The 22,420-nt window shown below is 67.2% G+C and carries 19 protein-coding genes; 5 read left to right on the top strand and 14 right to left on the bottom strand.

Annotated elements, in window-relative coordinates; all coding sequences use genetic code 11:
• The 10 genes from GUY23_RS11190 to mraZ form a co-directional block, all read right to left on the bottom strand.
• Complete coding sequence (locus GUY23_RS11190; protein ID WP_166972351.1) at nucleotides 1-1,101, bottom strand: UDP-N-acetylglucosamine--N-acetylmuramyl-(pentapeptide) pyrophosphoryl-undecaprenol N-acetylglucosamine transferase; 1,101 nt, start codon at nucleotides 1,099-1,101, stop codon at nucleotides 1-3.
• Between the two features lies 1 nt (nucleotide 1,102).
• Entirely contained in the window at nucleotides 1,103-2,698 is a 1,596-nt protein-coding gene (gene ftsW / locus GUY23_RS11195; RefSeq protein WP_166972353.1) for a putative lipid II flippase FtsW, read from the bottom strand.
• 1 nt (nucleotide 2,699) lies between these two features.
• Nucleotides 2,700-4,220, bottom strand: coding sequence for a UDP-N-acetylmuramoyl-L-alanine--D-glutamate ligase (gene murD, locus GUY23_RS11200; RefSeq protein WP_166972355.1), 1,521 nt, complete (start codon nucleotides 4,218-4,220; stop codon nucleotides 2,700-2,702).
• A gap of 10 nt (nucleotides 4,221-4,230) precedes the next feature.
• Nucleotides 4,231-5,319 (bottom strand): phospho-N-acetylmuramoyl-pentapeptide-transferase, encoded by a 1,089-nt coding sequence (mraY, locus tag GUY23_RS11205; RefSeq protein ID WP_166972357.1) that lies wholly within the window; start codon nucleotides 5,317-5,319, stop codon nucleotides 4,231-4,233.
• A complete protein-coding gene (locus GUY23_RS11210) occupies nucleotides 5,316-6,782 on the bottom strand; it encodes a UDP-N-acetylmuramoyl-tripeptide--D-alanyl-D-alanine ligase (RefSeq protein WP_166972359.1) in 1,467 nt (488 codons plus the stop codon). Before GUY23_RS11210 ends, mraY begins: the two co-directional genes overlap by 4 nt.
• Nucleotide 6,783: 1 nt before the next feature.
• On the bottom strand, nucleotides 6,784-8,418 hold the full coding sequence (locus GUY23_RS11215) for a UDP-N-acetylmuramoyl-L-alanyl-D-glutamate--2,6-diaminopimelate ligase (protein WP_166972361.1): 1,635 nt from the start codon (nucleotides 8,416-8,418) through the stop codon (nucleotides 6,784-6,786).
• A complete protein-coding gene (locus tag GUY23_RS11220; RefSeq protein ID WP_228282236.1) occupies nucleotides 8,415-10,196 on the bottom strand; it encodes a peptidoglycan D,D-transpeptidase FtsI family protein in 1,782 nt (593 codons plus the stop codon). The genes GUY23_RS11215 and GUY23_RS11220 overlap by 4 nt, the downstream gene beginning before the upstream one ends.
• An 82-nt stretch (nucleotides 10,197-10,278) precedes the next feature.
• Nucleotides 10,279-10,833 carry a cell division protein FtsL gene (locus tag GUY23_RS11225; RefSeq protein ID WP_166972363.1) on the bottom strand — a complete coding sequence of 185 codons (555 nt, stop codon included), beginning with the start codon at nucleotides 10,831-10,833 and terminating at the stop codon, nucleotides 10,279-10,281.
• Nucleotides 10,830-11,792: a 16S rRNA (cytosine(1402)-N(4))-methyltransferase RsmH gene (gene rsmH / locus GUY23_RS11230; RefSeq protein WP_166972365.1), complete on the bottom strand. Its 963-nt coding sequence runs from the start codon at nucleotides 11,790-11,792 to the stop codon at nucleotides 10,830-10,832. The genes GUY23_RS11225 and rsmH overlap by 4 nt, the downstream gene beginning before the upstream one ends.
• Nucleotides 11,793-11,957: 165 nt before the next feature.
• Nucleotides 11,958-12,389, bottom strand: a complete 432-nt coding sequence (mraZ, locus tag GUY23_RS11235) for a division/cell wall cluster transcriptional repressor MraZ (protein WP_101553353.1) — start codon at nucleotides 12,387-12,389, stop codon at nucleotides 11,958-11,960.
• Nucleotides 12,390-12,790: 401 nt separating this feature from the next.
• Between mraZ and GUY23_RS11240 the strand changes: the two genes are divergently transcribed.
• The 3 genes from GUY23_RS11240 to GUY23_RS11250 are packed head-to-tail and all read left to right on the top strand — an operon-like array spanning nucleotide 12,791 to nucleotide 17,461.
• The gene (locus GUY23_RS11240; protein ID WP_166972367.1) at nucleotides 12,791-13,780 is read left to right on the top strand and encodes an AAA family ATPase; all 990 of its coding nucleotides are present in this window, start codon (nucleotides 12,791-12,793) and stop codon (nucleotides 13,778-13,780) included.
• Nucleotides 13,781-13,784: 4 nt separating this feature from the next.
• Nucleotides 13,785-14,978 (top strand): DUF58 domain-containing protein, encoded by a 1,194-nt coding sequence (locus tag GUY23_RS11245; RefSeq protein WP_166972369.1) that lies wholly within the window; start codon nucleotides 13,785-13,787, stop codon nucleotides 14,976-14,978.
• Nucleotides 14,975-17,461, top strand: a complete 2,487-nt coding sequence (locus tag GUY23_RS11250; RefSeq protein WP_166972371.1) for a transglutaminase family protein — start codon at nucleotides 14,975-14,977, stop codon at nucleotides 17,459-17,461. Before GUY23_RS11245 ends, GUY23_RS11250 begins: the two co-directional genes overlap by 4 nt.
• Before the next feature lie 123 nt (nucleotides 17,462-17,584).
• Here the strand turns inward: GUY23_RS11250 and GUY23_RS11255 are convergent, their stop codons facing one another.
• From GUY23_RS11255 to dinB, 3 genes are all read right to left on the bottom strand, one after another.
• The gene (locus tag GUY23_RS11255; protein WP_208085328.1) at nucleotides 17,585-18,148 is read right to left on the bottom strand and encodes a YdcF family protein; all 564 of its coding nucleotides are present in this window, start codon (nucleotides 18,146-18,148) and stop codon (nucleotides 17,585-17,587) included.
• A gap of 260 nt (nucleotides 18,149-18,408) precedes the next feature.
• Nucleotides 18,409-18,816, bottom strand: coding sequence for a DUF3040 domain-containing protein (locus GUY23_RS11260; protein ID WP_166972373.1), 408 nt, complete (start codon nucleotides 18,814-18,816; stop codon nucleotides 18,409-18,411).
• Nucleotides 18,817-18,944: 128 nt separating this feature from the next.
• Nucleotides 18,945-20,183, bottom strand: a complete 1,239-nt coding sequence (dinB, locus tag GUY23_RS11265) for a DNA polymerase IV (protein ID WP_166972375.1) — start codon at nucleotides 20,181-20,183, stop codon at nucleotides 18,945-18,947.
• A gap of 60 nt (nucleotides 20,184-20,243) precedes the next feature.
• On the opposite strand from dinB, the gene GUY23_RS11270 reads away from it, so the two are divergent.
• On the top strand, nucleotides 20,244-20,789 hold the full coding sequence (locus tag GUY23_RS11270; RefSeq protein ID WP_228282238.1) for a hypothetical protein: 546 nt from the start codon (nucleotides 20,244-20,246) through the stop codon (nucleotides 20,787-20,789).
• The gene (locus tag GUY23_RS11275; RefSeq protein ID WP_166972377.1) at nucleotides 20,786-21,955 is read left to right on the top strand and encodes a polyprenyl synthetase family protein; all 1,170 of its coding nucleotides are present in this window, start codon (nucleotides 20,786-20,788) and stop codon (nucleotides 21,953-21,955) included. The genes GUY23_RS11270 and GUY23_RS11275 overlap by 4 nt, the downstream gene beginning before the upstream one ends.
• Nucleotides 21,956-22,002: 47 nt before the next feature.
• On the opposite strand, the gene GUY23_RS11280 is transcribed toward GUY23_RS11275, so the two are convergent.
• Nucleotides 22,003-22,353, bottom strand: a complete 351-nt coding sequence (locus GUY23_RS11280) for an Rv2175c family DNA-binding protein (protein WP_166972379.1) — start codon at nucleotides 22,351-22,353, stop codon at nucleotides 22,003-22,005.
• Nucleotides 22,354-22,420: the final 67 nt, after the last annotated feature.

The raw sequence follows: 22,420 nt of genomic DNA on the forward strand, positions 1-22,420 counted from the left end.
TCAGCCTTCCAGAGCGCGGGTGACGATGGCGGCCATGCGGGCCGCGGCATCGGTGGGGTAGTTCAGGTCGAGTCCGGCCCGGCTCATCTTCTCGAGCCGGTCGGCGTCGGTGACCAGCGGCAGGACCGTCTCGGTGACTGTGGTCGCGGTGAAGTCAGCGTTGTCGACCATGAGCGAAGCTCCGGCGCGGACGCTGCCGGCGGCGTTGAGTCGCTGTTCGCCGTTGCCGATGGCCAGCGGAACGTAGACGGCGGGGACTCCGGCGACGGTGGCCTCGGATACGGTGGCCGCTCCGGAGCGGGCGACGATGAGGTCGGCGACCCCGTAGGCCCGGTGCATCCCGTCGACGTAGTCGACGACGTGGTAGTCGGCGAGTTTCGCGGTGGCTTCGCGGAGGGCATCGCCCTTGCCGGCGCCGGTGATGTGGAGGACCTGGACACCGGAGTCCTGGCAGGCAGCGGCGGCGGCGAGGAACGCCTCGTTGATCCGCTGTGCGCCGGAGGATCCGCCGGTGACGACGAGGACCGGGCGGTCGTCGCGGAGGCCGAGGTCGGCACGGTACGCCGAGCGCTGGGTGGCATCGCTGCGGTCGAGGTCGGTGATCTCGGTGGGCATGGGCATGCCGACGAGGGTGGAGCCGGGCAGCTTCGTGTCCGGGAAGGTGATGCCGACCCGGCCGGGCTTCGTCAGCCTCGCGCCGAGGCGGTTGGCCATTCCCGGCTTCGCGTTGGCTTCGTGGACGATGAGCGGGATCTTCGCCGAACGGGCGGCGAGGAAGGCCGGCGGGCAGACGTAGCCGCCGACGCCGACCACGGCGGCGACGCCGCGGGAGGAGATGATCCTCTTGACCTCGGAGATGTTGCCGGAGAAGCGTCCGGGGAACTTCAGCAGGGCAGGGCTGATCGACCGAGGCATGGGCACCTTGTCGATGGTCAGCAGTTCGAATCCGGCACGCGGGACGATCTCGGTTTCGAGGCCGTCGGGGGTGCCCAGGGCCACGATGTCCCAGTCGGGGTGTCTCTCGCGCAGTTCGCGGCCGATCGCCAGCATCGGCGAGATATGGCCGGTGGTGCCTCCTCCGGCCAGCAGGATGCTCGTCATCTCATTTCCTTCTCTTGCGGGCTAGTACGGCGAATGAGGACCGCATCCGGTCCTTGTGGACGGCGATGGCCGCCTCGGCGCCGGGTTCGGTTCGGGCGAACGAGAGCAGCACACCGACGGCCAGCAGGGAGGAGATGATCGATGAGCCGCCGTAGGACACGAACGGCAGGGGCAGGCCGATCACGGGCAGCATCCCGGTGACGACGCCGATGTTGATTCCGGCCTGGCCGATGAGCAGTGCGAAGTAGCCGGCGGCTGCGACCTGGACCATGAGGTCGTTCGAGCGCATGACGACGCGGATGATGCCGTAGCCGAGGATCGCGAAGACGAGGATGACGGCGAGCGTGCCGACGAGTCCGAGCTCTTCGCCGATGATGGCGAAGATGAAGTCGTTGTGCGCCTCGGGCAGCCACGACCATTTCTCTCGGCTGGCGCCGAGCCCGACTCCGAGCCAACCGCCCGAGGCCAGGGAGAACAGTCCGTGGTTGGACTGCCAGGCCTGACCCATCGTGTCTGCGGCGGATTGGTCGGCGTGACCGGTGAGCATGGATTCGATGCGCTTGAGTCGGTTCTCGGAGCTGAGGACGAAGAAAGCGACGGCCGCAGTGAGGACGCCGCCGAGCATGAGGAAGTACTTCGTCGGGAACCCGCCGACCCACAGGCAGACGACGGCCATCGCCATGATGACCAGTGCGGTACCCAGGTCGTTGCCCGCGACGATGAGTCCTGCGGCGGCGAGGACGCCGGGCACGACGGGGATCATGGCGTGTCCGAAGGTGGTCATCTTCCCGGATTTCTTCGTGAGGATGAAGCCGAGCCACAGGGCGAGGGCGACCTTGAGGAATTCGGAGGGCTGGAGTTGGAAACCGCCGAAGCCGATCCAGTTCGCATTGCCCTTCGTGGCCTTGCCGAGCCCTGGCAGGAACACCGCCGCCTGCAGGACGAGGCCGCCGATCAGCGCCCACCAGGCGAATCGTCGCCAACCGCTCAGGGGTATGAGGCTTGCGCCGACCATGAGCACGATGCCGATGCCGGCGAACATCGCCTGCTTGTTGAAGTACGCGAACGACGAGCCCTCTCCCCCGGCGTAGGAGGTGATCGAGGAGGCCGAGAGCACCATCACCAGGCCGAGTCCGGTGAGGGCGAGCACGGAGAACAGGATGAGGTAGTAGGTCGTCAAGGGGTAGGCGGAGCCGCGGGTGATGTCATCGCGCAGGGTCGTCCACGCGTGCCTGAGCCCAGGTAAGTCCCTCCTGCTGCGCTTCTTCGCGCCGGTGCCGGACGCCTTCGCAGACGAGGGCTTCGCTCCAGCGGCGGAGGCCTTCGCAGAGGGCGTCTTCGCACCGGTATTCGACTTCTTCGCTGACGTGCTCGGCTTCGTGACGCTGGGACCCGGCTTTGTGACGCTGGGACCCGGCTTCGGCGAGCGTGTTCCCGTCGAGCTCGCGGTCGCCCCGTTCTTCCCTGCGACGGAGACCTTCGCCCGTGCCGGCCGGTTCGTCGCGGCGGCCTTCGTCTCGCCGGTCGACTTCAGCGACGCCTTCGCGCTCTTCCTGCGGCGGCGCTCATCCGCCTTCGCGGTGGTCTGCCGTCCCATCTCAGCGCCCCAGGTGGGTCTGGACGGCCTCGGTGAACAGTTCGCCGCGCGTGTTGTAGTTGAGGAACTGGTCCATACTCGCGGCCGCTGGGGCCAACAGCACGGTGTCTCCCGGACCCGCGAGCTGCGCGGCGGCCTCAACGGCGGCGGTCGCTACGGCCTCTCCGCGTCGTTTGGGGACGCCGGAGTCGATGCCCAGCGCCGGTTCGATCCGCACGACTTCGAGCTCGGGGACGGTGGCGGCGATGGCTTCCCGGAAGGCCGAGTCGTCGGCGCCGATGAGAACGAGTGCCTTGATCCGGTCCCGATGATCAATAAACAGCGAGGTGAAGTCCGCACCCTTCGGCAGACCTCCCGCGATCCACACGATGGAGTCGAAGGCTCCGAGCGAGGCGTTCGCGGCGTGGGTGTTCGTCGCCTTCGAGTCATCGACCCAGCGGATGCCGTCCTGTTCGGCCACGGTGACCATGCGGTGGGCGCCGAGCGAATGGTTCTGCAGTCCGGCGGCGATCGCCTGTCCCGGCACATCGATGGCGCGGGCCAGGCTGGCCGCGGCCAGAGCGTTGGCGACCTGGTGATCGGCCGGGCTGCTGCCCGCAGCGCCCGTGGCGGTCGCGACGTCGGCCAATGCCGCGATCTCAGCGGCCGAGGAGTAGCGCTGCGGAATGAAAGCCCGGTCGACGAGCAGGTCCTCGACCACACCGAGTTCGCCGGGGTGCGGCACACCGGTGGTGAAGCCGATGGCCTTGGCGCCTTCGATGACGTCGGCGTCCTCGACCATGCGCAGGGTCGCCTCGTCGGCGCAGTTGTACACGCACGCGAGCTTCGCGTTGTGGTAGATCTTCGCCTTGTCGGCGGCGTAGGCTTCGGCGCTGCCGTGCCAGTCGAGGTGGTCGGGGGCGATGTTGAGCACCGCGGCGGCGTCGGCGCTCATGGATTCCTGCCAGTGCAGCTGGAAGCTCGAGAGTTCGATCGCCAGGACCTCGAGTCCGGGTTCGAGCACGGCTTCGAGCAGAGGCGCGCCGATGTTGCCGCAGGCCCTGGCCTTGAGCCCCGCGGCGAGCAGCATCGACTCGAGCATCGTCGTGGTCGTCGTCTTGCCGTTCGTGCCGGTGATGGCCAGCCATTTGGCGTCATTGGTCCCGCGGATCCGCCAGGCCAGCTCGACCTCGCCGATGACGGGGATGCCCGCAGCGGCCGCGGCGGCGAGCACGGGCTGGTCAGGGCGCCAGCCGGGCGAGGTCACGACGAGGTCGAAGTGTCCTTCAGGCAGGGCCGCAACGTGGTCGGCACCGCGGCGGATGTCGACGTCGAAGACCTCGAGGATCTGTGCCTTGTCGCTGACGTCGGCCTGATCGTCGCCGTCGATGACGATGACGTCGGCACCGCGTTCGCCGAGGTGGACCGCAGCGGGAAAGCCCGTCACGCCGAGGCCGGTGACGAGGATGCGCAGACCGGCCAGGGACGAGTTCGGACCGCTGAGGGCAGCCGGGATCTGCCCGGTTCTCCCGGCTCCGGTCATCGTCTCCTCATCAGCCAATGCGGGCCACCCAGTCGGCGTAGAAGAGGCAGATGCCGGCGATGACGAAGAGTGCCGCGATGATCCAGAATCTCACCACGATCGTCACCTCGGCCCAGCCCTTGAGCTCGAAGTGGTGCTGCAGCGGGGCCATCCTGAACACACGTTTGCCGGTGGTCTTGAACGAGGCCACCTGGATGATCACGGACAGCGTGATGATGACGAAGAGTCCGCCGAGGACGATGAGCAGCAGCTCGGTGCGCGACATGATCGCGAGTCCGGCGAAGGCACCGCCGAGAGCGAGCGAACCGGTGTCGCCCATGAAGATCTTCGCGGGCGAGGTGTTGAACCACAGGAAACCGAAGCAGGCTGCCGCCATGGCGCCGGCGACCATGGCGAGGTCGCGGGGGTCGCGCATGTAGTAGCAGGCGTTCGTCGCCTCGGACATGAGGTTGCAGTTCTGGGTCGACTGCCAGGTGCCGATGACGACGTAGGCGGCGAAGACGACCACCGAAGCGCCGGCGGCGAGGCCGTCGAGTCCGTCGGTGAGGTTGACCGCGTTGGACACCGCGGTGACGATGAGGTTCGCCCAGACGACGAACAGGATGAGGCCGAGCACCGCGGACCCGAAGGCGAGGTCGAGGTTCGTGTCACGGATGAACGAGATCTTCGTCGAGGCCGGGGTCTCGCCGAAGGAGTTCGGGAACTGCAGCGCGAGGACGGCGAAGGAGATCCCGACGAAGGCCTGGCCGATGAGCTTGGGCACCGGGCGAAGTCCCAGGGAGCGCTGCTTCTTGATCTTGATGAAGTCATCGAGGAATCCGACGACGCCCAGTCCTCCCGCCAACCACAGCACGAGCAGACCCGAGGCGGTCGGCACGGACCCGGTGAAGAGGTGTCCGAGCAGGTAGGCGAGGATGGCGGCGCCGATGATGACGACTCCGCCCATCGTCGGGGTGCCGCGCTTCGTCGCATGCGAGGTCGGACCGTCGTCACGGACGAACTGGCCGTAGCCCTGCTTGACGAGCACCCGGATGAACAGCGGGGTGCCGACGAGGGCGAAGATGAGAGCCAGGCAGGCTGCAAGCAGAACGGCGATCATTGGGCCCCCGATACACCGGCGATTTCGTCCCCGAGGTACCGCAGGCCGGCATCACGGGAGGATTTGAACAGAACGATGTCGCCGGGTGCGAGTTCGGCACTCAGCAGGTCCTTCGCCTCGGCGGCCGTGGCGACCCAGGCCGCCTCGTTGCCCCATGACCCTTCGAGGTTCGCGGCGTTGAAGATCGGCTTCGCCCCCTCACCGACGACGATGGTGCGGGTGATGTTGAGGCGGACGACGAGTTCCCCGATGTCCGAATGCGCGGACACGGATTCGTCACCGAGTTCGAGCATCTCGCCGAGCACGGCGAAGGTCCGACGCGGACCGTTCTCGTCGTCTCCGCGACCCATCGACGCCAGGGTCTTCAGGGAGGCCCGCATCGATTCGGGGTTCGCGTTGTAGGCGTCGTTGAGCACCGTCACACCGGAGGGTGAGTCGATGAGCTCCATCCGCCACCGGCTCGCCGCCGAGGAGGTCGAGAGGGTGGTCACGATCGATTTCGTTCCCACCCCGCAGGCGTGGGCGATGGCGGCGGCGGCCAGGGCGTTGCCGACGTGGTGTTCGCCGATGAGGGCCAGCCGCACATCCTGCGGCTCCTCACCGGGCAGGGTCAAGGTGAACGCAGGGTGGCCGGAGGCATCCGTTCTCAGTGCAGTGCCGCGGACGATCTCATCGTCGTCTCCGACCCATTCGGGCAGGGATTCCCGCTGCGAGAACCACAGGGTCTTCACCTCCGGGGCTAACACCTCGTGCATTCCGGCCACACGGGAGTCGTCGGCGTTGAGGATCGCGGTCGACCCGGCGGTCAGGGACTCGACGAGTTCGGCCTTCGCGCGGGCGGTGTTCTCGATCGACCCGAACACGCCGGAGTGGGCGGTGCCCACGGCGAGTTCGACGGCGATGTCGGGACGGATGAGGCTCGTGAGGTAGGCGAGGTTGCCGATCGAGCGTGCACCCATCTCGAGGACGAGGAACCGAGTGGATTCGTCGGCGCGCAGCGCCGTCAGCGGCACTCCCACCTCGTTGTTGTACGAGTTCGGCGGCCACACGGTCGTCGCTTCGCCTGCCAGCAGGTCGGCCGCCAGGTCCTTCACCGTGGTCTTGCCGACCGATCCGGTGATCGCGACCACGGTGAGCTCACCGTCGGTGCGCAGGCCTTCGATGCTGTGCTTGGCCAGTTGGCCCAGCGCTTCGGTGGCATCGGAGACGACCACAGTCGGCAAGGGGTCGTCATCGACGGTGGGGACGGATTCGCCGATGATGAGGGCCGCACCCGCCTCGACGGCGGAGGCGGCGAATTCGATGCCGTCGAAGCTCTCACCTCGGCGGGCAACATAGATGTCGCCGGGTCCGACTTCTCTCGAGTCGGTCACCACTCCGGCGGTCAATGGGGTCTCGGGGTCGATGCCGTACAACTCGCCGCTGAGGGCGGTTGCGATCTCGGCTGCAGTCAGTCGCTTCATATCAACTGTGAACTTTACCTGGTTGTGCCCCGCCCAGTCGCGTGGACAGCGCCGAGCGTGTCCTCGCCCGGTCGTCGAATTCGGTCACGGTCGTGCCGACCGTCTGACCCGTCTCGTGTCCCTTTCCTGCGATGAGCACGGTCGTCAAGGGATCGGCCGAGGCGATCGCCTCGTCGATGGCGGCACCGCGATCGGGGACTTCGATGATCTTTTTCACACGCGCGGTTCCGGCGGCCACCTCGGCGTCGATGCCTTCCCGAATGGCAGCGCGGATCGCGGCCGGATCCTCGGTGCGGGGGTTGTCGTCGGTGAGCACGATCACATCGGCCTCGCGCGCTGCCGCCTGACCCATGCCGAAGCGTTTGCCGCGGTCCCGGTCGCCGCCGGCGCCGAAGACGATGACGAGCTCCGCGGAATCGGCGTGCAGGGTCGCCAATGCCTTCGCGATCGCGTCGGGGGTATGGGAATAGTCGACGATGGCGCGCGGGAGGAGTTCGGGGTGGGACTCCTCGAGGGCGCGGGGACCGGAGACGTCGATGATCTCCATCCGCCCGGGCACCGACGCAACGAAGCTGCGGCCGATCGCGTCGAGTTCGGCCGGGCTGATGCCGGATTCCAGCAGCATGGAGGCGGCCAGCGCGGTGTTCGTGACGTTGAAGTCGCCGGGCAGCGGTGACCGCAGGCGCACGCGGACCGGCTGGTCGGTCGCTGGTCGCGAACCGCCGTCCGAGTCGATGACCGCCTCGGCGTCGTCCCCTCCGCCGAGGTGGAGGACGAACTCCGACTCCCCCGGCGTGTGCTCGATGCGCCATTCGCTGCGTTCGTCGCGGCCGAGCGTGCGCACAGGGACCTGCGAGGCCGCGACCATCCGCTCGCCCCATTCGTCCTCGACGACGATGACGGCGCGGTCGGAGAAGGCGCGGGTGAACAGCGTCGCCTTGGCCTCGAAGTACTCCTCCATCGTGTTGTGGAAGTCGAGATGGTCCTGAGAGAGGTTGGTGAACCCGGCGACGGCGAAGTGGGCACCGTCGACGCGGTGCTGGCTCAGCGCGTGCGAGGAGACCTCCATCGCGCAGGTGTCGACGTCGGCTGCGCGCATCTTCGCGAACAGGGCGTGCAGTTCGGGGGCCTCGGGCGTGGTCCGCACGCTGGGGACGGTGTCTCCGGCGATGAGGATGGCCACGGTGCCGATCACGGCGGTCCGGTGGCCCAGGGCGGCGAGCATCCCATCGGCGAGGTAGGTCGTCGTGGTCTTGCCGTTCGTGCCGGTGACGCCGATGAGCTCCGGCACCGAGGTGGTCCCGAAGACGGCCGCGGAGACATATCCGAGCACCGCCCGCGGGGCCTCGACGATGAGCGCGGTGACCTGTTCGAGGAGAACCCGGTCGGCCTCGGTCCCGCGAAGCGCCTCGGTGATGAGGTCCCACCCGTGAGCGTCGGTGAGCACCGCATCGATTCCTGCGCGGATGAGGTCGGGGGCGAACGTCGCCCCATGCACATTCGCTCCGGGCAGCGCCGCGTAGAGCTGACCGGGGGTGACCGCACGAGAGTCGTGGGAGACTCCCGTGACCTCCTTCTCGGGATCGCCGTGGAGGGTGCCGGGTGCGATCGGCAGCAGCTGTGAAAAACGCATCATTTCCATTCTCGAGCAGGCAGGTCGGGCTTCTCGGTCGACGGGGGGATCCTCAGATGGCGCATCGCGAATCCCGCGACATCGGAGAAGACGGGGGCGGCGGCCTGTCCACCGTAGTAGCCGTCTCTGGGCCTCTGCAAAGTCACGGAGATCGCCAGCTGGGGGTCCTCGGCGGGCAGCACTCCGACGAACGAGGCGGTGTAGCCGTCATAGCCGCCGCCCTCGGCAGCCGGCGCCTGAGCCGTGCCGGTCTTGCCGGCCACCCGGTAGCCGGACACCTGAGCGGATTTGCCGGTGCCCTCGGCGACGACGCCCTCGAGCATCCGCAGGGTCTGGTCGGCGGCCTTCTCACTGACGACGCGCTGGGACTTCCCCGCCGGGTCGGACACGGTCTGTCCCTTCGGGGAGATCATGCCGTCGACGAGCCGGGAGGGAACATGGACTCCCCCGTTGGCGATCGTCGAGATGACGTCGGTGGTCTGCATCGCGTTCGCGGCCACACCCTGACCGAACATCACGGTGTACTTCGTGCGGCCGTCCCAGTCCTTGTAGGGGTGGAGGATGCCGCCGGTCTCGGCAGGGAAGCCGATTCCCGTGGTCGATCCGAAGCCGAACTTCTTCATGTATTCGTAGCGCTGAGCCTCGGTGAGCTTCTGTCCGGCGAGGATCGTGCCCGTGTTCGAGGACTGCGCGAGGATTCCGGCGAAGGTGAGCTTCTCGTCCTCGTGTGGGTGGGAGTCGCGGAACTCCTCGTCGTTCGGAGCCTTCCACTTGTCGGGGACGGTGAATTCCGATTCGGGAGTGACGAGTCCCTGGTCGAGCAGCGCTGCGGCGGTGACCATCTTCGCCGTCGAGCCGGGTTCGAAGACGTCTGTGAAGATCCGGGAGCCGCGGTCGTCTCCGCCGACCTCGCCCGGGGAGTTCGGGTCCACGGTGGGCGCGTCGGCGGCGGCGAGGATCTTCCCCGTCTTGACCTCTTTGATGACGATGGAGCCCGATTCGGCCTTGTGTTTCTGCCGCTGCTCCTCAATGGCCTGCTGGGCGTAGTACTGGATGTCGGGGTCGATCGTCGTCTGCAGGCCTTCGCCGTCGACGGCGTCCTTGATGTTGTTGTCTCCGAGCGGGATGATCTCCCCGCGCGCACCGCGTTCGTACTGCTGTTGGCCGTCGGTGCCGGAGAGTTCCTTGTCGTAGGCCATCTCGAGCCCGGCCTGGGCGGTGCCGTCGGAGCTGAGGAACCCGACGAGGTTGCCGGCGATTCCGCCGGCGGGGTAGGAACGCACGGAGTACTCTTCGGCGGAGACGCCGAGGACGTCGAGCTTCTGCACGGCCCGCCAGGTCTCCGAGGTCAGTCCCTTGGCCACGGGGTTCCACCGCTTGTCGCCGACGAGTTTCGGGTAGATGAGTCCCGGGTCGGTGTTGAGCGGCTTGGCCAGGGCTTCGGCCGCACCCCAGGCTCCGACGAGTTTGCCGTCGACCTTGTACTGGGCGACGTTCTCCTGATCGACGACGAGCTGGTAGCGGGAGACGCTGTCGGCGAGCACGGTGCCGTCGGCGGCGAGGATCTGTCCGCGGTCGGCGGGCAGGGTGCGGGTGACGAGCCGGTTGGACAGGGCCTTCTCGGCGAGCTTCATCGAATCCATCCCCTGAATGGACACGAGCCGCACCGAGGTGATGAGGAGGGCGAGGATCGCGAAAGCGGCGACGATCCCCATCCGCAGCCGCAGATTGGGGCCGGAGCCTCTCCGCTTCCTCGTGAGTCGAGTCTTACCTGAGCCCATAGCCGAGTCCTTGGTCCTTCAGCTCTGTTCGCGATCGGTTCCACACGCAGTCGCAGCTGACCCGCCTGCGCGTGAGCTCGGACTACTTCGGGGTCTCCTGGCTCGGAGCCGCGACGTCCTTGCTCGGGCTGCCCCCGACGACGGGGAGCTTCTCATCCGATCGTAGATTGGGCCGCAGGTCTTCTCGTGTATCGGCGCGCGGGCCGGGGACGACTGTGGGCTCTTTCTCACCGCTGACGTCGATTCCCGGGGCGTCGATGATCTTCCCGGTCTTCGCGTCGAGGAACTCCGGAGAGGAGTCACGCACGAGCCCGAGGTGCTCGGCGGCCAGGGAGATGTTCTGCGGGGACTCCCGGTAGGAGTTGTCCTCGACGAGGCGGTCCTTCTGCTCGGCCAGCGCCTCCTTCTCGCTGGTCAGCTGGTCGACCTTGTAGGAGGTGTGGGAGACGAAGATGTTGAGCAGCAGCACGGCCACGAGGGTGGCGACGAGGATCGCCACGCACAGCAGCGAGAACGGCAGTCGGGACTGGGGCAGCTCGAACTTCAGCAGCCGCAGCCTCGGGCGGCCGCCGGCCTCCTCGAGCCGCCGGGACCGTTCGGGGAAGTTCTGACCAGCTCTGGCCGGGGAATTGCTCACGATCGTGCCTCCCTGATCTTCTGCACTGCCCGCAGGCGGACGCTTGCCGCCCGCGGATTGTTCTCTGCTTCTGTCTCGTCGGCCATCTCGGCCCCGCGGATGATCTCGTTCAGCCACGGCTGGTGCTCCTCGGGGACCACCGGCAGGTCCGGGGGCGCTGAGGAGGTCGTCGCGGTGCGGAAGGTCTTCTTCACGATCGTGTCCTCGAGTGACTGGTAGGACTCGATGACGGCCACTCCCCCGATATGCAGGGCCTCCAGGGCCGCCGGCAGTGCGGTGCGCAGCACGCCGAGCTCGTCATTGACCTCGATGCGCAGCGCCTGGAAGGTGCGCTTGGCGGGGTGGGAGCGCTTCTTCGTCTGCGGGATCACTCGGGAGAGCATCGCCGCGAGCTGATCCGAGGTCTCCCATGGGGTGTGCGCCCGGTCGGCGACGATGATCTTCGCGATCTTCCCGGCCAGCTTCTCCTCTCCGTATTCGCGGAGGATGCGGCGCAGCTCGGATTCGGAGTAGGTGGCGAGCACCTCGGCGGCGGTGAGCTCCTGGGTCCGGTCCATGCGCATGTCCAGCGGTGCCGGACGTGCGTAGGAGAACCCGCGATCGTCCTCGTCCAGCTGGAGGGAGGAGACGCCGAGGTCGAGCAGGATCGCGCTGATGGAGTCGATGCCGAGGTCGGCGAGGATCTCGGGCAGCTCGTCGTCGACGGCGTGGACGATATCGCTGCGGTCGGCGAAGGGGGCCAGACGCTTCGTCGCGATGTCGGTGGCCTGGGTGTCGCGGTCGATGCCGACGAGGTGGACGTCGTCGAAGGCGGTGAGCACGGCCTCGGCGTGTCCGCCCATGCCCAGGGTCCCGTCGACGACGACCGGGATGATGCCGGCGGTCCGTGCGGCTTCGACGCCGACGCCGATGAGCTCGACCACGCGCTCGAGGAGCACCGGGACGTGCTGAGCTGTCATGGTCGGATCCTTCGTGCGTGGGTGGTCGTGGTGGTGCTGCTGGAGCCAGAACCTTGTCCGCCGCGGCCCTGGCACCGGGGAAGTGTGTCAGGACATCCGAGCTTCGGAAACGGGGAAGTTCCCCGAAACTCGAGCGCGGCGGGCAAGGATCAAACCCGAGCAGAATCAGATCACTCCGGGAATCACCTCCTCCTCGCGTTCGGCGAAGGCCTGCTGAGCGCCGACAAGGTAGTCCTCCCAGGTCGGTGCGTCCCAGATCTCGACTCGGTTGCCCATGCCGATCACTGCGACTTCCCGTGTCAGTGATGCGTACTGCCGCAATATGTTCGGGACCGTGATGCGTCCCTGTTTGTCCGGTTGATCCGCAAATGCCGCCGACAGGAACACACGCTGGTAGTCGCGGGCTTCCTTATTCGTCTTCGGCGCGTTCTGGATTCGTGCGTGCTCGGCTTCGAACTCCGTGGTGGGGAACAGGGTGAGGCAGTTCTCCTGGCCACGGGTCAGAACGAGTCCGGGCGACAGCTCCTCGCGGAACTTTGCGGGCAGGATGAGGCGACCCTTGTCGTCGAGCTTCTGCATATGAGTGCCCAAGAACATGTCGTCTCACCCCTTTCGAAACCCATCGGCTCCGATAGCAACCACAGTACTCCACTTCCCTCCACCTATTCCAGCTTCTCGCGTCTTCGATGTTCAAAACTCACTGTCTTCCCAGGTCAGATAGGTGGAGGAAAGTGGGGAAATTTTCGCGTGGGTGCGTCGCGGTGGGTCGTTCGGGGCGTCGGACGACGGGGTGAAGGAAGGGGTGGGCCACCTCGGCGAGGGCGGGTCTGGGCGTCGAGATCCGCGAGATCTCGCGGATCTCGCATCTTCCCCTAGCCGAGGCGGCCCGCCGAGGGGAGGAAAGTGGAGGGTCCGTGTGGAGGAAAGTGGGGAGCGTGGTGGGGAGCCTGGGAAAACCTCGTGTGGCTGGGGGCGCGGGGATAGGAGACAATGGGGCTATGTCGATCAGCCAAGAAGGTACACAGACCAATTCCGTGATCGGTGCTGAACACATCGAGTGGGTTCAGCAACTGACCTCCCGGGCACGCACGGCCATGAACGCGGTGCTCGAAGGCAAGGACGAGGCGGTGGGTCTCTCACTCATCGCCCTGCTCGCCGGCGGCCATGTCCTCCTTGAGGACGTCCCCGGCGTCGGCAAGACCCTGTTGGCTCGTGCCATGGGCAAGGTCGTCGACGGTTCGGTCCGCCGCATCCAGTTCACGCCCGACCTGCTGCCCACCGATGTCGTCGGCGTCAACCTGTTCAATCAGGAGACCCGCCACTTCGAGTTCCGGCAGGGCCCGGTGTTCGCGAACATCGTCATCGCCGACGAGATCAACCGCGCCTCTCCGAAGACCCAGTCGGCGATGCTCGAGTGCATGGCCGAGGGGCAGGCGACGATCGACGGGCAGACCTATCAGATGCCCACTCCGTTCATCGTCGTGGCCACGCAGAACCCGATCGACATGGAGGGCACCTACGCTCTGCCCGAGGCGCAGCGCGACCGCTTCCTCACGCGCATCTCGCTGGGCTACCCGGCCACCTCGGACGAGGTCGACCTGCTGGACAACCAGATCCAGAACGATCCGCTCGAGTCCGCTGCTGCGGTGACGAACCTCGAGCAGATCACGCAGGCCCGCACGATCGTCCGGCATGTCTCGGCGAGCAAGGCGCTGCGCGAGTACATCGTGGCGATCCTCCAGGCCAGCCGCAATGACCCGGCGATCCTACTCGGCAGCTCGCCGCGCGGCGGCGTCCACCTGCTGCGGGCCGCCAAGGCTCGGGCGGCCCTGTCGGGTCGGACCTTCGTCACCCCCGACGATGTGCAGGCTCTGGCGCCTTATATCCTCGCCCACCGCATCATCCCCCGCGACGGTGACGACTCCGAGCTGGCCGCCGACCTCGTCGGTCGCGTGCTCGCCCGCGTTCCCGTCTCGACGAACCAGTGACGGCATGCGACTGAGCACTTCTGGAATCATCTTCGTCCTGGCCGGAGCGGCGCTGATCATCGCGGCCTACCGCTTCGCGCTGCCGGGGCTGCTTCCGGCCGGATTGCTGCTGCTCGGCCTGGTCGTGCTCTCGGCCCTGCTCATCGTCTGGGGCACCCGCCGGGTGTCGGTGATGATGTCCACTCCCCTGCCCGAGGTGGCTCTGGCCGCTTCCCGCGACCGCTACCCTCTGGCGGCCGAGGGCAAGGAGGTCGAGGTCGAGGCGCGGGTGACGAACATCGGTCAGCTCGCGATCCCCGCGGCGACGATCGACTTCGTCGCCGCCGACGGGTTCGGCGATTCGACATCGGGCGAGGTCCCGGCGCTGACGCACCGAGCCTCCCAGACCGTGCTCACCTCTTTCACCCCGAACCGTCGCGGTGTCTCGGGCATCGAGGCGGTGCTCATCACCGTCTTCGGCCCCTTCGGTCTCGTGAAGATGAAGCGGAAGGTGCGCGGAGCATTCCCCGTGGCCGTATCCGTGCCGACCCTCGGCGCGCGCATCCCGAAGGACTCCTCGATCCGTCCCGCCCGCCTCGACGACGGCAAGGTCCGCTCGGGGCATACCACCCGAGACTTCCACACCCGTGAGTACGTGCCCGGCGACGATCTGCGGCATGTGCACTGGCCCTCGACAGCGAAGTCCGGTGAGCTCATGGTCCGTCATGAGGCCGACGAGGAGACATTGCACGCTCTCATCGTCATCGACCTCGCCGCCGACGCCGCGGACGCGCAGCCGAGCGAGCAGGAGATCGAATTCCTCCTCGCCGCCGCGGTGTCCGCCGGCACCGCCTTCCTCCGGTCCGACTACGAGGTGTTCGTCGTCGCGCCCGGATACGAGACCAGACTCAAAGGAGCCCGCGACATCGACAGGCTGCGTCTTCTCTCCGCAATCGTGCGCCCGGGCAGGGTCGAACTGCCGAAGCATGACAACCCGAACCACATCGTCATCTGCGCCGTCGGCGACGAGCGCGGGCAGGAGCTCGCCTCGGCGTTCTCCCGCAGAGTCCCGGTCACGCTGCGCACGCTCAGCGAGATCGGCGATCTGACGATGATCGGCCTCAGCGAGGATCTGCCCGAGTCCTGGACGACCTTCGAATCGAAGCGGACGACCTCAGGATCGCAGGCGTCTTCAGCACCGCAGGGGGTGCGCCGATGAGTCTCGACACCTCACCCGCTGTGCACCGCGACCCGGCCGGACAGGACTCTGCCGATCACGTGTCGCCGCAGGATACGCGTCCCCCGACTGGTTGGCTCGAGGCCGGCGTCGTCTTCGCGGCGATGGTGCTGACCGCGGTGGCGATCTCCGCTGTGTTCTCCGACTTCGCGTGGCTGCCGCCGGTGCTCGTGGCCGTCGCCGTCATCGTCGTCATCGGCGCCGTCTTCCGCAGCGTTCCGGTGCTGCGGTCGAGCGGCACCGCGGTGATCGCCCAATGCGTGGCCGGAGTCATCACAGTCTTCGCGATCTGTGCGAAAGGGTCGCTCATCGCCGGGTTCATTCCCACCGGCGAATCCTTCGGCATGGTCATCGACCGCCTCTCCGACGGAGTGAGCGATCTCTACGCCACCGCTCCCCCGGCGGCGAGCACTCCGGGCTTCACCGCGATGCTCACGATCGCGTTCACGCTCATCACGATCCTCATCGACGGCCTCGTCTCCGACCTCCGGGCTCCGAAGGTCGGCGGTGTGCTGCTGCTCGTGCTGTGGATGATTCCCGTCTACTTCGCCTCTCGAGAGGTCCGCTGGTGGCATATCGTCGCGATACTCGCTGCGTTCCTGCTGCTCATGCTCAGCCCGTATCTGCCGGCGACCAGGTGGAGGGGCGGGCTGACCGCGGTCCTCGCCGGCGCGCTGGCCCTGGCCATCGGCCTCGGCCTGCCGCTGGCGCTGCCTCCCGTGCCGAGCCTGCCCGACCGGGCCTCGAACGGGCAGGGCGATCTGACCGTGACGAACCCGTTCCTCAATCTGCGGCAGAACCTCGGTGATCGCGACGATTCCACGCTCTTCAGCTATGAGACGACCGGCGCTGAGTCGGATCCGATCCGTCTGACCTCGATCGATGACTTCGACGGGGAGAACTGGGCGCCGAGCGCCTTCGGCCTCGATCCCTTTGCGATCGCGACCGAGGGCATGCCCTGGCCCGAGGGGATGCCGCGGGAGACGAACTTCGAGAACGAGACGATCGACGTGCGCGTCGGCGATCAGTACGACCAGCAGTATCTGCCTTCGCCGTATGCCCCGCAGCAGCCGAACGGACTGGATCGGCGCTGGATCTTCGACGAGAAGACGCTGACGATCGTCGGCAACGGCGAGAAGACCGGTGGCCTGCAGTACTCGATGGACTATCTCTCACCGAACCCCTCAGTCGATGACCTGAAGAATGCGACGCCGGTCAACGACAGCGATTTCGAGACCGAGCTCGCCGTGCCCGATTCCCTGCCGGACACCGTCACGGAGACCGCCGAACGGGTGACGGCCGATGCCGACAACCAGTGGGAGGCCGCAGTCCTGCTGCAGGCGTACTTCCGCAGCGGTGAGTTCGAGTACTCGCTCGACGCCCCGGAGCGGGCCAGCGGGGACGCGATCTCGGACTTCCTCAACGACAAGAAGGGGTACTGCGTCCAGTTCTCCTCGGCCATGACGATCATGGCCCGGACGATGGGGATCCCTGCCCGCATCGGCGTCGGCTTCACCGGCGGCAAGGAGGCCGACGGCGGCTACGACGTGAGCATGCAGGATTCGCACGCCTGGCCGGAGCTCTACTTCGAGGGTGCCGGATGGGTGCGCTTCGAACCGACTCCCGGCGGCCCGGCCGGAGATCCGCCGAAGTGGACCTTGGCCAGCGGGGCGCAGGAGGATGGCTCAGAAGACGAGTCGGAGTCCGCGAGCCCGAGCGAGGAGCCCTCGGAAGAGACCTCTGAGACCGTTGCCGGCGGCTCCGATGAGCCCACAGAGGAAGAGACGTCCACGCAGGCCGCGCAGCCTGCGGGCGCCGATCTGAGCACGTACGTGTGGGGCGGCGTCATCATCCTCGTGCTGCTGCTCCTGGCGGCGATGCCGGCGATCTGGCGGTCGATCCTGCGGTCGCGGCGGACGAACGATCCGAAGGATCTCGAGGCCGTGTGGACCGAAGTCCGCGCTCTCGCCACTGACTACGGGCAGAGTCTCGATCCGAGCAGGACACTGCGGTTCAACGAGCTCATCCTCGCCGGTGCCACGGGTGCGGATTCTGCGACCGGAGCCGAGCCGTCGTCCGGTGCTGTCGGATCCGGCACGGCTGTGGCCGAGTCCGGTGACGAGACGCCGGCACGGAAGTCCGCCGCCGAGGTGGCCGCCGGGTCCTCGTCGGGGGCCGATGCGGCCGGAACGACCTCGTACGATTCCTCGGATGAGCGTCTGCGCCGTCTGCGCAGTCCGGCGCCGACTCAGCCGGATGCCGGCGCCCGGGACGATACAGCGCTGTCGGCGTTCGTCGATGCCCTCGAGGCGCAGCGCTACGGGGCCGCGTCCGAACCGCTCGATTCCTCCGAAGTGAGTGCGCTCATCGACGAGGTCGGCACAGATCTGTCCGAGCGGGCGACCCCGGGAAGCCGGATCTCGGCGAAGATCTGGCCGGCCAGCCTCTTCAACCCTCCGAAGTGACTCGCGACCAGCCTGACAGAGAGGGCCATCCGCAGGAGTGACACAGGCCGGCCGAAGTGACACAGACCGGCCGATGTGACGCTCACGGAAATGGCCGTCAGCTGACGGCCACCGACTCGTATATCACCGGCGCGTGCCGCCGGCCAGAGCGCGGTCCACCTCGCGCAGCGCGAGCAGTCCCGGGGCCGCGGCGATCGGTTTGACGAGCGGAAGCTCGCCGAACCGATAGTCGGCCCCGCGGACGAGGCGTGCGGCGAGGTCGGGCCGCATCTGCCAGAGATGTGCGCGGGCCTTCTCGGCATGGTGGGAGTTCGAGACGATGCAGATGGTCGACTCGGGCAGCAGCACCTCGTCGATGAGCGCTGTCGCATGGGCGATGTTCTCCCAAGTCGTTGTGCTCTCCGTCTCGAGCAGCGACCGGCCGGCGAAGCCGAGTTCCTTTCGGGCATAGTCATCGAGCAGACGGGCCTCGGGCACAGCGCCGGCGACGGTGCCTCCGCAGAAGATCACCACCGGTGAGCCGGCAGCCGGGTCGATCGAGCGCAGGCCAGCCCGCGCTCGAAACCGGTTGAGTCCGTTGGCTGTGGTGCCGCGGTTGCGGTAGCCGAGCACCACAATGATCTGATCGCTGCCGTCTCCCGCGGTGCGACCGCGCACAGTGTGCTCTCCGCCAGCGGCGCCTCGCACGGTGCCACATTCGGCGAGGTCCAACCTGCCCCCAGCGCTATGAGAGCCGAGCCGGCGCCGGTGAGATCGCAGGTGGCTGAGCTCTCCGAAGGCGAACGCTGCCGCGATCAGCCCCAGGCCGGCCCCGGCTCCCGTGATCATCCAGCGTCGCCGCAGCCGCGCACGCACGGCGGAACCGCACGCAGAACCACACACAGCTGAAGCGCACACAGGAAAAGGCACCCTCACAGTGAGGGTGCCTTGATCCGCAGGGACCGTGGTCATTCGCCGCGCTGGCGCTTTTCCCACCGGTCTTCGAGCCGGCTCATGAACCCGGCGCTTCCCTTGGACTCGGACTTCGACCCGACGTTCTTCGACTCGGTCTGGGTGGTGTGCGTGTGGCCCGGGCGGCTGAACGCCCAGTACATCCCGACGACCATGAGTCCGAAGCCGACGACGCCGAGGGCGATGAACCACATCGAGGTGGACACAAGCGAGATCGCGAGGATCGTCGCGGCGAGCCCCACCAGGGCGATGAGGATGCCGAGGACGAAGCGCTTGGCGGAGAATCCCGGGCCCGTAGCTACGGCCTGCGTTTCCGAGATATTGCGTGCGAAACGGGGGTCTTCACTGCGCAGCTGCTGCTCCAGTTGATCCAACAGCTGCTGTTCGTGATCGGAGAGTGGCATCTCGAACCCCCGTTTCCCTACTCAAGACTTTGGAACAATCATAGTCTCTGAGCACCGAAAAAACATCTCGGGAGGCCATTGAAGTGCGGATTCTCACGCGGTCTTCAGACTATGGCCCAGCTCACCGCCTACGAGTCGTCGCTGCGCTTGCGCAGAAGCGAGGCCTGCGAGATCGCTTCGGTCCCGAACCGCCGTCTCACCTCGTCGAGTGCCACCTCGGCCTCGCGCCCCGCATACTCGGGTTCGCCCAAGGTCGCCTGTCGTCCCGTGGCGGCGAAGTCGATGAGCCCCGCCGCACGCATCCCAAGCAGGCGCACTCCCTGAGTCCGCTGTTCGCGCAGTCTGCGGATCGCCGGACGCAGAGCCTCGTACATCTCCCTGGCGAGGTCCGTCGGCGCCGGCAGGGTCACCGACCGCGACAGGGTGGTGAAATCGCCGAGGCGGTACTTCAGCCCCAGCGTCGTCGCCACCTTGCCCTCGACACGCACCCGGTAGGCGACCTTGTCGGCCAGACGCAGCAGTTCGTGTTCGAGCACGTCGAGGTCCCAGATATCCTCGGGGAAGGTGTGCTCAGCGCTGATCGAATGCTCCTTGGCCTGCCGGTCGAAACCGGAGGAGTCCTGACCGTGGGCGGCCCGCCACAGTGCGTGCCCGTGGGCGCCGAAGACGCGTGCCGCCCAGGACTCATCGACATCGGCGAGGTCGCCGATGAGGCGGATGCCGTAGCGGGAGAAGCCCTGCTGCGTCTTCTCCCCCACACCCGGCAGCGCTTCGATCGGCATCGGGTCGAGGAAGTCCTGAGTCGCAGCGAGCGGAACGAGCAGCTGTCCGTCGGGTTTGGCCCGTGCGGAGGCGAGCTTCGCCACCACCTGGCTGCCGGCGATCCCCACCGAAGCGCTCAGCCCGGTCCGTTCCTTGATCCTCGCGCGCAGCTCGGACGTGATCGTCACCGGAGACCCGAGTCGGCGCACGGCACCGGAGACGTCGATGTACGCTTCGTCGACGCTGACCTGCCGGACGTCAGGGGTCACCTCGGCGACGAGGTCGAAGACCTGCCGGGAATAGGTGGAGTACAGGCCGTGGGAGGGTGGGATCACCTCGGCGATGGGGCACAGATTCATCGCCCGGGACATGGGCATGGCCGCATGGACGCCGAACTCCCTGGCCTCGTAGCTGGCCGAGACCACGACGCCGCGGCCGCTGCGACCGCCGACGATGACGGGCCGGCCGATGAGCTGGGGTCGGGTGAGGAGTTCGACGGAGACGAAGAACGAGTCCATATCGAGGTGGAGCATGGTCGCTCCGGTGTCGTCCGTGCCCAGACGGCTGAGGTCGCCGCCGGAGCGTGACAGCTGCTTGCGACTCATCGCCTCTCCCTCGGACTCGTTCCTTTCGGTCCCGCAGAACTCTCCGGGTATTCTTGAAGCATGGTATCGCGCACCGCTGTCATGACACTGCCCATCGCCGCCGCTCTCGCCCTCGCGGGGTGCTCGTCGGGCGGTTCGGGCACCGAGGATTCGACCCCGAGCGCCGAGCAGAGCTCCGCCGCCGAGGCGACGCCGACGCAGACCCAGAGCACGTCCGCTGAGGCCTCGACCGATGCCACGGGTGCCGACCCCGACTCCTCGAACGATGTCAAGGATCTGCCCGACTACATCAAGCCGTACCCGAAGTCGGAGGTTCTCTCGGCATCGATCGTCAAGGCGCATAACGACAAGGATTCGAAGCTCCCCGAGCAGGTCAGCCTCGTCGTCCGGGCGAAGGCCGATGCGAAGGACGTCTTCGAGTTCTACGAGAAGGAGCTCGGCAAGGCGAAGTTCGAGCCGCTCGGCGATGAGACGAAGACGAAGAGCGGACGCGTCGTCAACTTCAAGAACACAGACAACGACAGCGTCCTCATCGTCACGGTCGCCGAGGATTCCAAGGACAAGGCGCAGTCGATCGTCACCGTCGGCGGAAACATCGCTTCATGACCTCGTTCGTGGTCGCCGAGCTCGATTCCCCGCAGTCGATCGCCGCCGAGGTGTCCGCGCAGCTCGAATCCTTCCTGGCCGAGAAGGCCGCCCAGTTCGAGGCCATCTCCCCCGACGCCGCAGCGATCGGTGAGGCGCTCACCGCGTTCACACGCGGCGGCAAGCGCATCCGCCCCGTGCTGCTGTGGTGGGGCTTCCAGCTCGCCGGAGGACGCCTCTCCAACGACGGTGATCGGTCCGCGGCCAATGTCACCGGCCTGGCGCAGGCAGCGGGATCGCTCGAGCTGCTCCATGCCGCGGCGCTCATCCATGATGATGTCATCGACCATTCGGATACCCGTCGCGGCCACCCGTCCCTGCACCGCCAGTTCGAGGCCCGGCATGGCAGTCGGGGCCTGGAAGGGGACGCCGAATCGTTCGGAGTCTCAGCGTCCATCGTCATCGGCGACATCTGTCTGGCGCTGAGCGAGGAGCTGTTCGAACGCGCGCAGGAGACGCTGGGCGGGAACACCCGTGCCCGCGAGCTGCGCGGCACCGTCCGCCGCGACGTCATGGTCGGCCAGTACCTCGACGTGCTCGCCGAGGTGATCCCCCTCGACGATGCCCGGATCGGCGAGCGGGCGTGGGAAGTGCTGAGCTTCAAGTCCGCGAAGTATTCGGTCGAGCAGCCGCTCCTCCTCGGTGCGGCACTGGCCGGGGCGGAGAATGATCTGCTCGATGAGATCTCCGACTTCGGCCTCCCACTCGGGCAGGCTTTCCAGCTGCGCGATGATGTGCTCGGAATCGCCGGCGACCCACAGGCCACGGGCAAACCCGCAGGTGATGACATCCGTGAGGGCAAACGCACCGTGCTCATCGCCGAGACTGTGGCCCGGATCTCGCCCGCGCAGTTCGCCGTGCTCTCCTCCCGCTTGGGAGACACGGATCTCACCGACGCCGAGGTGGCCGAATGCGTGGAGATGATCAGCTCATCGGGTGGCCTCGCGGCGGTCGAGGCCTTCATCGAGGACAAACATGACCGTGCACAGGCTCTCGTCGACATCTGGGCTGCGGCAGGGTCCGCAGCCGATTCGGATCCGACCGCCTCGGCGATGGTCCGGATCGGAGCTTCCGCGCAGGAGCGGTTGAAGGAGTTCGCGACGGCGCTGAGCTACCGCACGAACTGACCTGTGTCCCGGCTCAGCGCCGGCCTATCGTCGACCCCGAGGACTCGTCAGAACGCGAGAGCCTGGGCGCGGCGCCTGACTTCCTTGCGGTTGCCGGCGCGGAGCAGGTCGATGGGGCGACCGGGCAGGGACTCATCCGGGGTGAACAGCCAGATGATCGCCTCTTCGTCGTCGAACCCGGCGTCGTGGAGCGTGCTCAGCGTGCCCTTGAGCGGTGTGACGACCTCGCCGTCCTTGAAGAAGGCCAGGGGCACCTGCATCACCTTGGGCTTGCCGATCTTGATTCCGCAGATCGCATCGTCTTCGAGCAGCCTCCGCACCTGGGAGATGCTCAGCCCGGTCAGTTCGGCGATGTCGGGCAGCGGGGCCCAGTCCTGGACGAGTTCTTCGGTATTCACGCCTCCAAGGGTAGCAATATTTGCCAGAAACACCCCGCCATGCGGGGCCGAATGCTCGGGTCGGCCG

Source organism: Brevibacterium atlanticum (genome assembly GCF_011617245.1).
Taxonomy (GTDB): Bacteria; Actinomycetota; Actinomycetes; order Actinomycetales; family Brevibacteriaceae; genus Brevibacterium; species Brevibacterium atlanticum.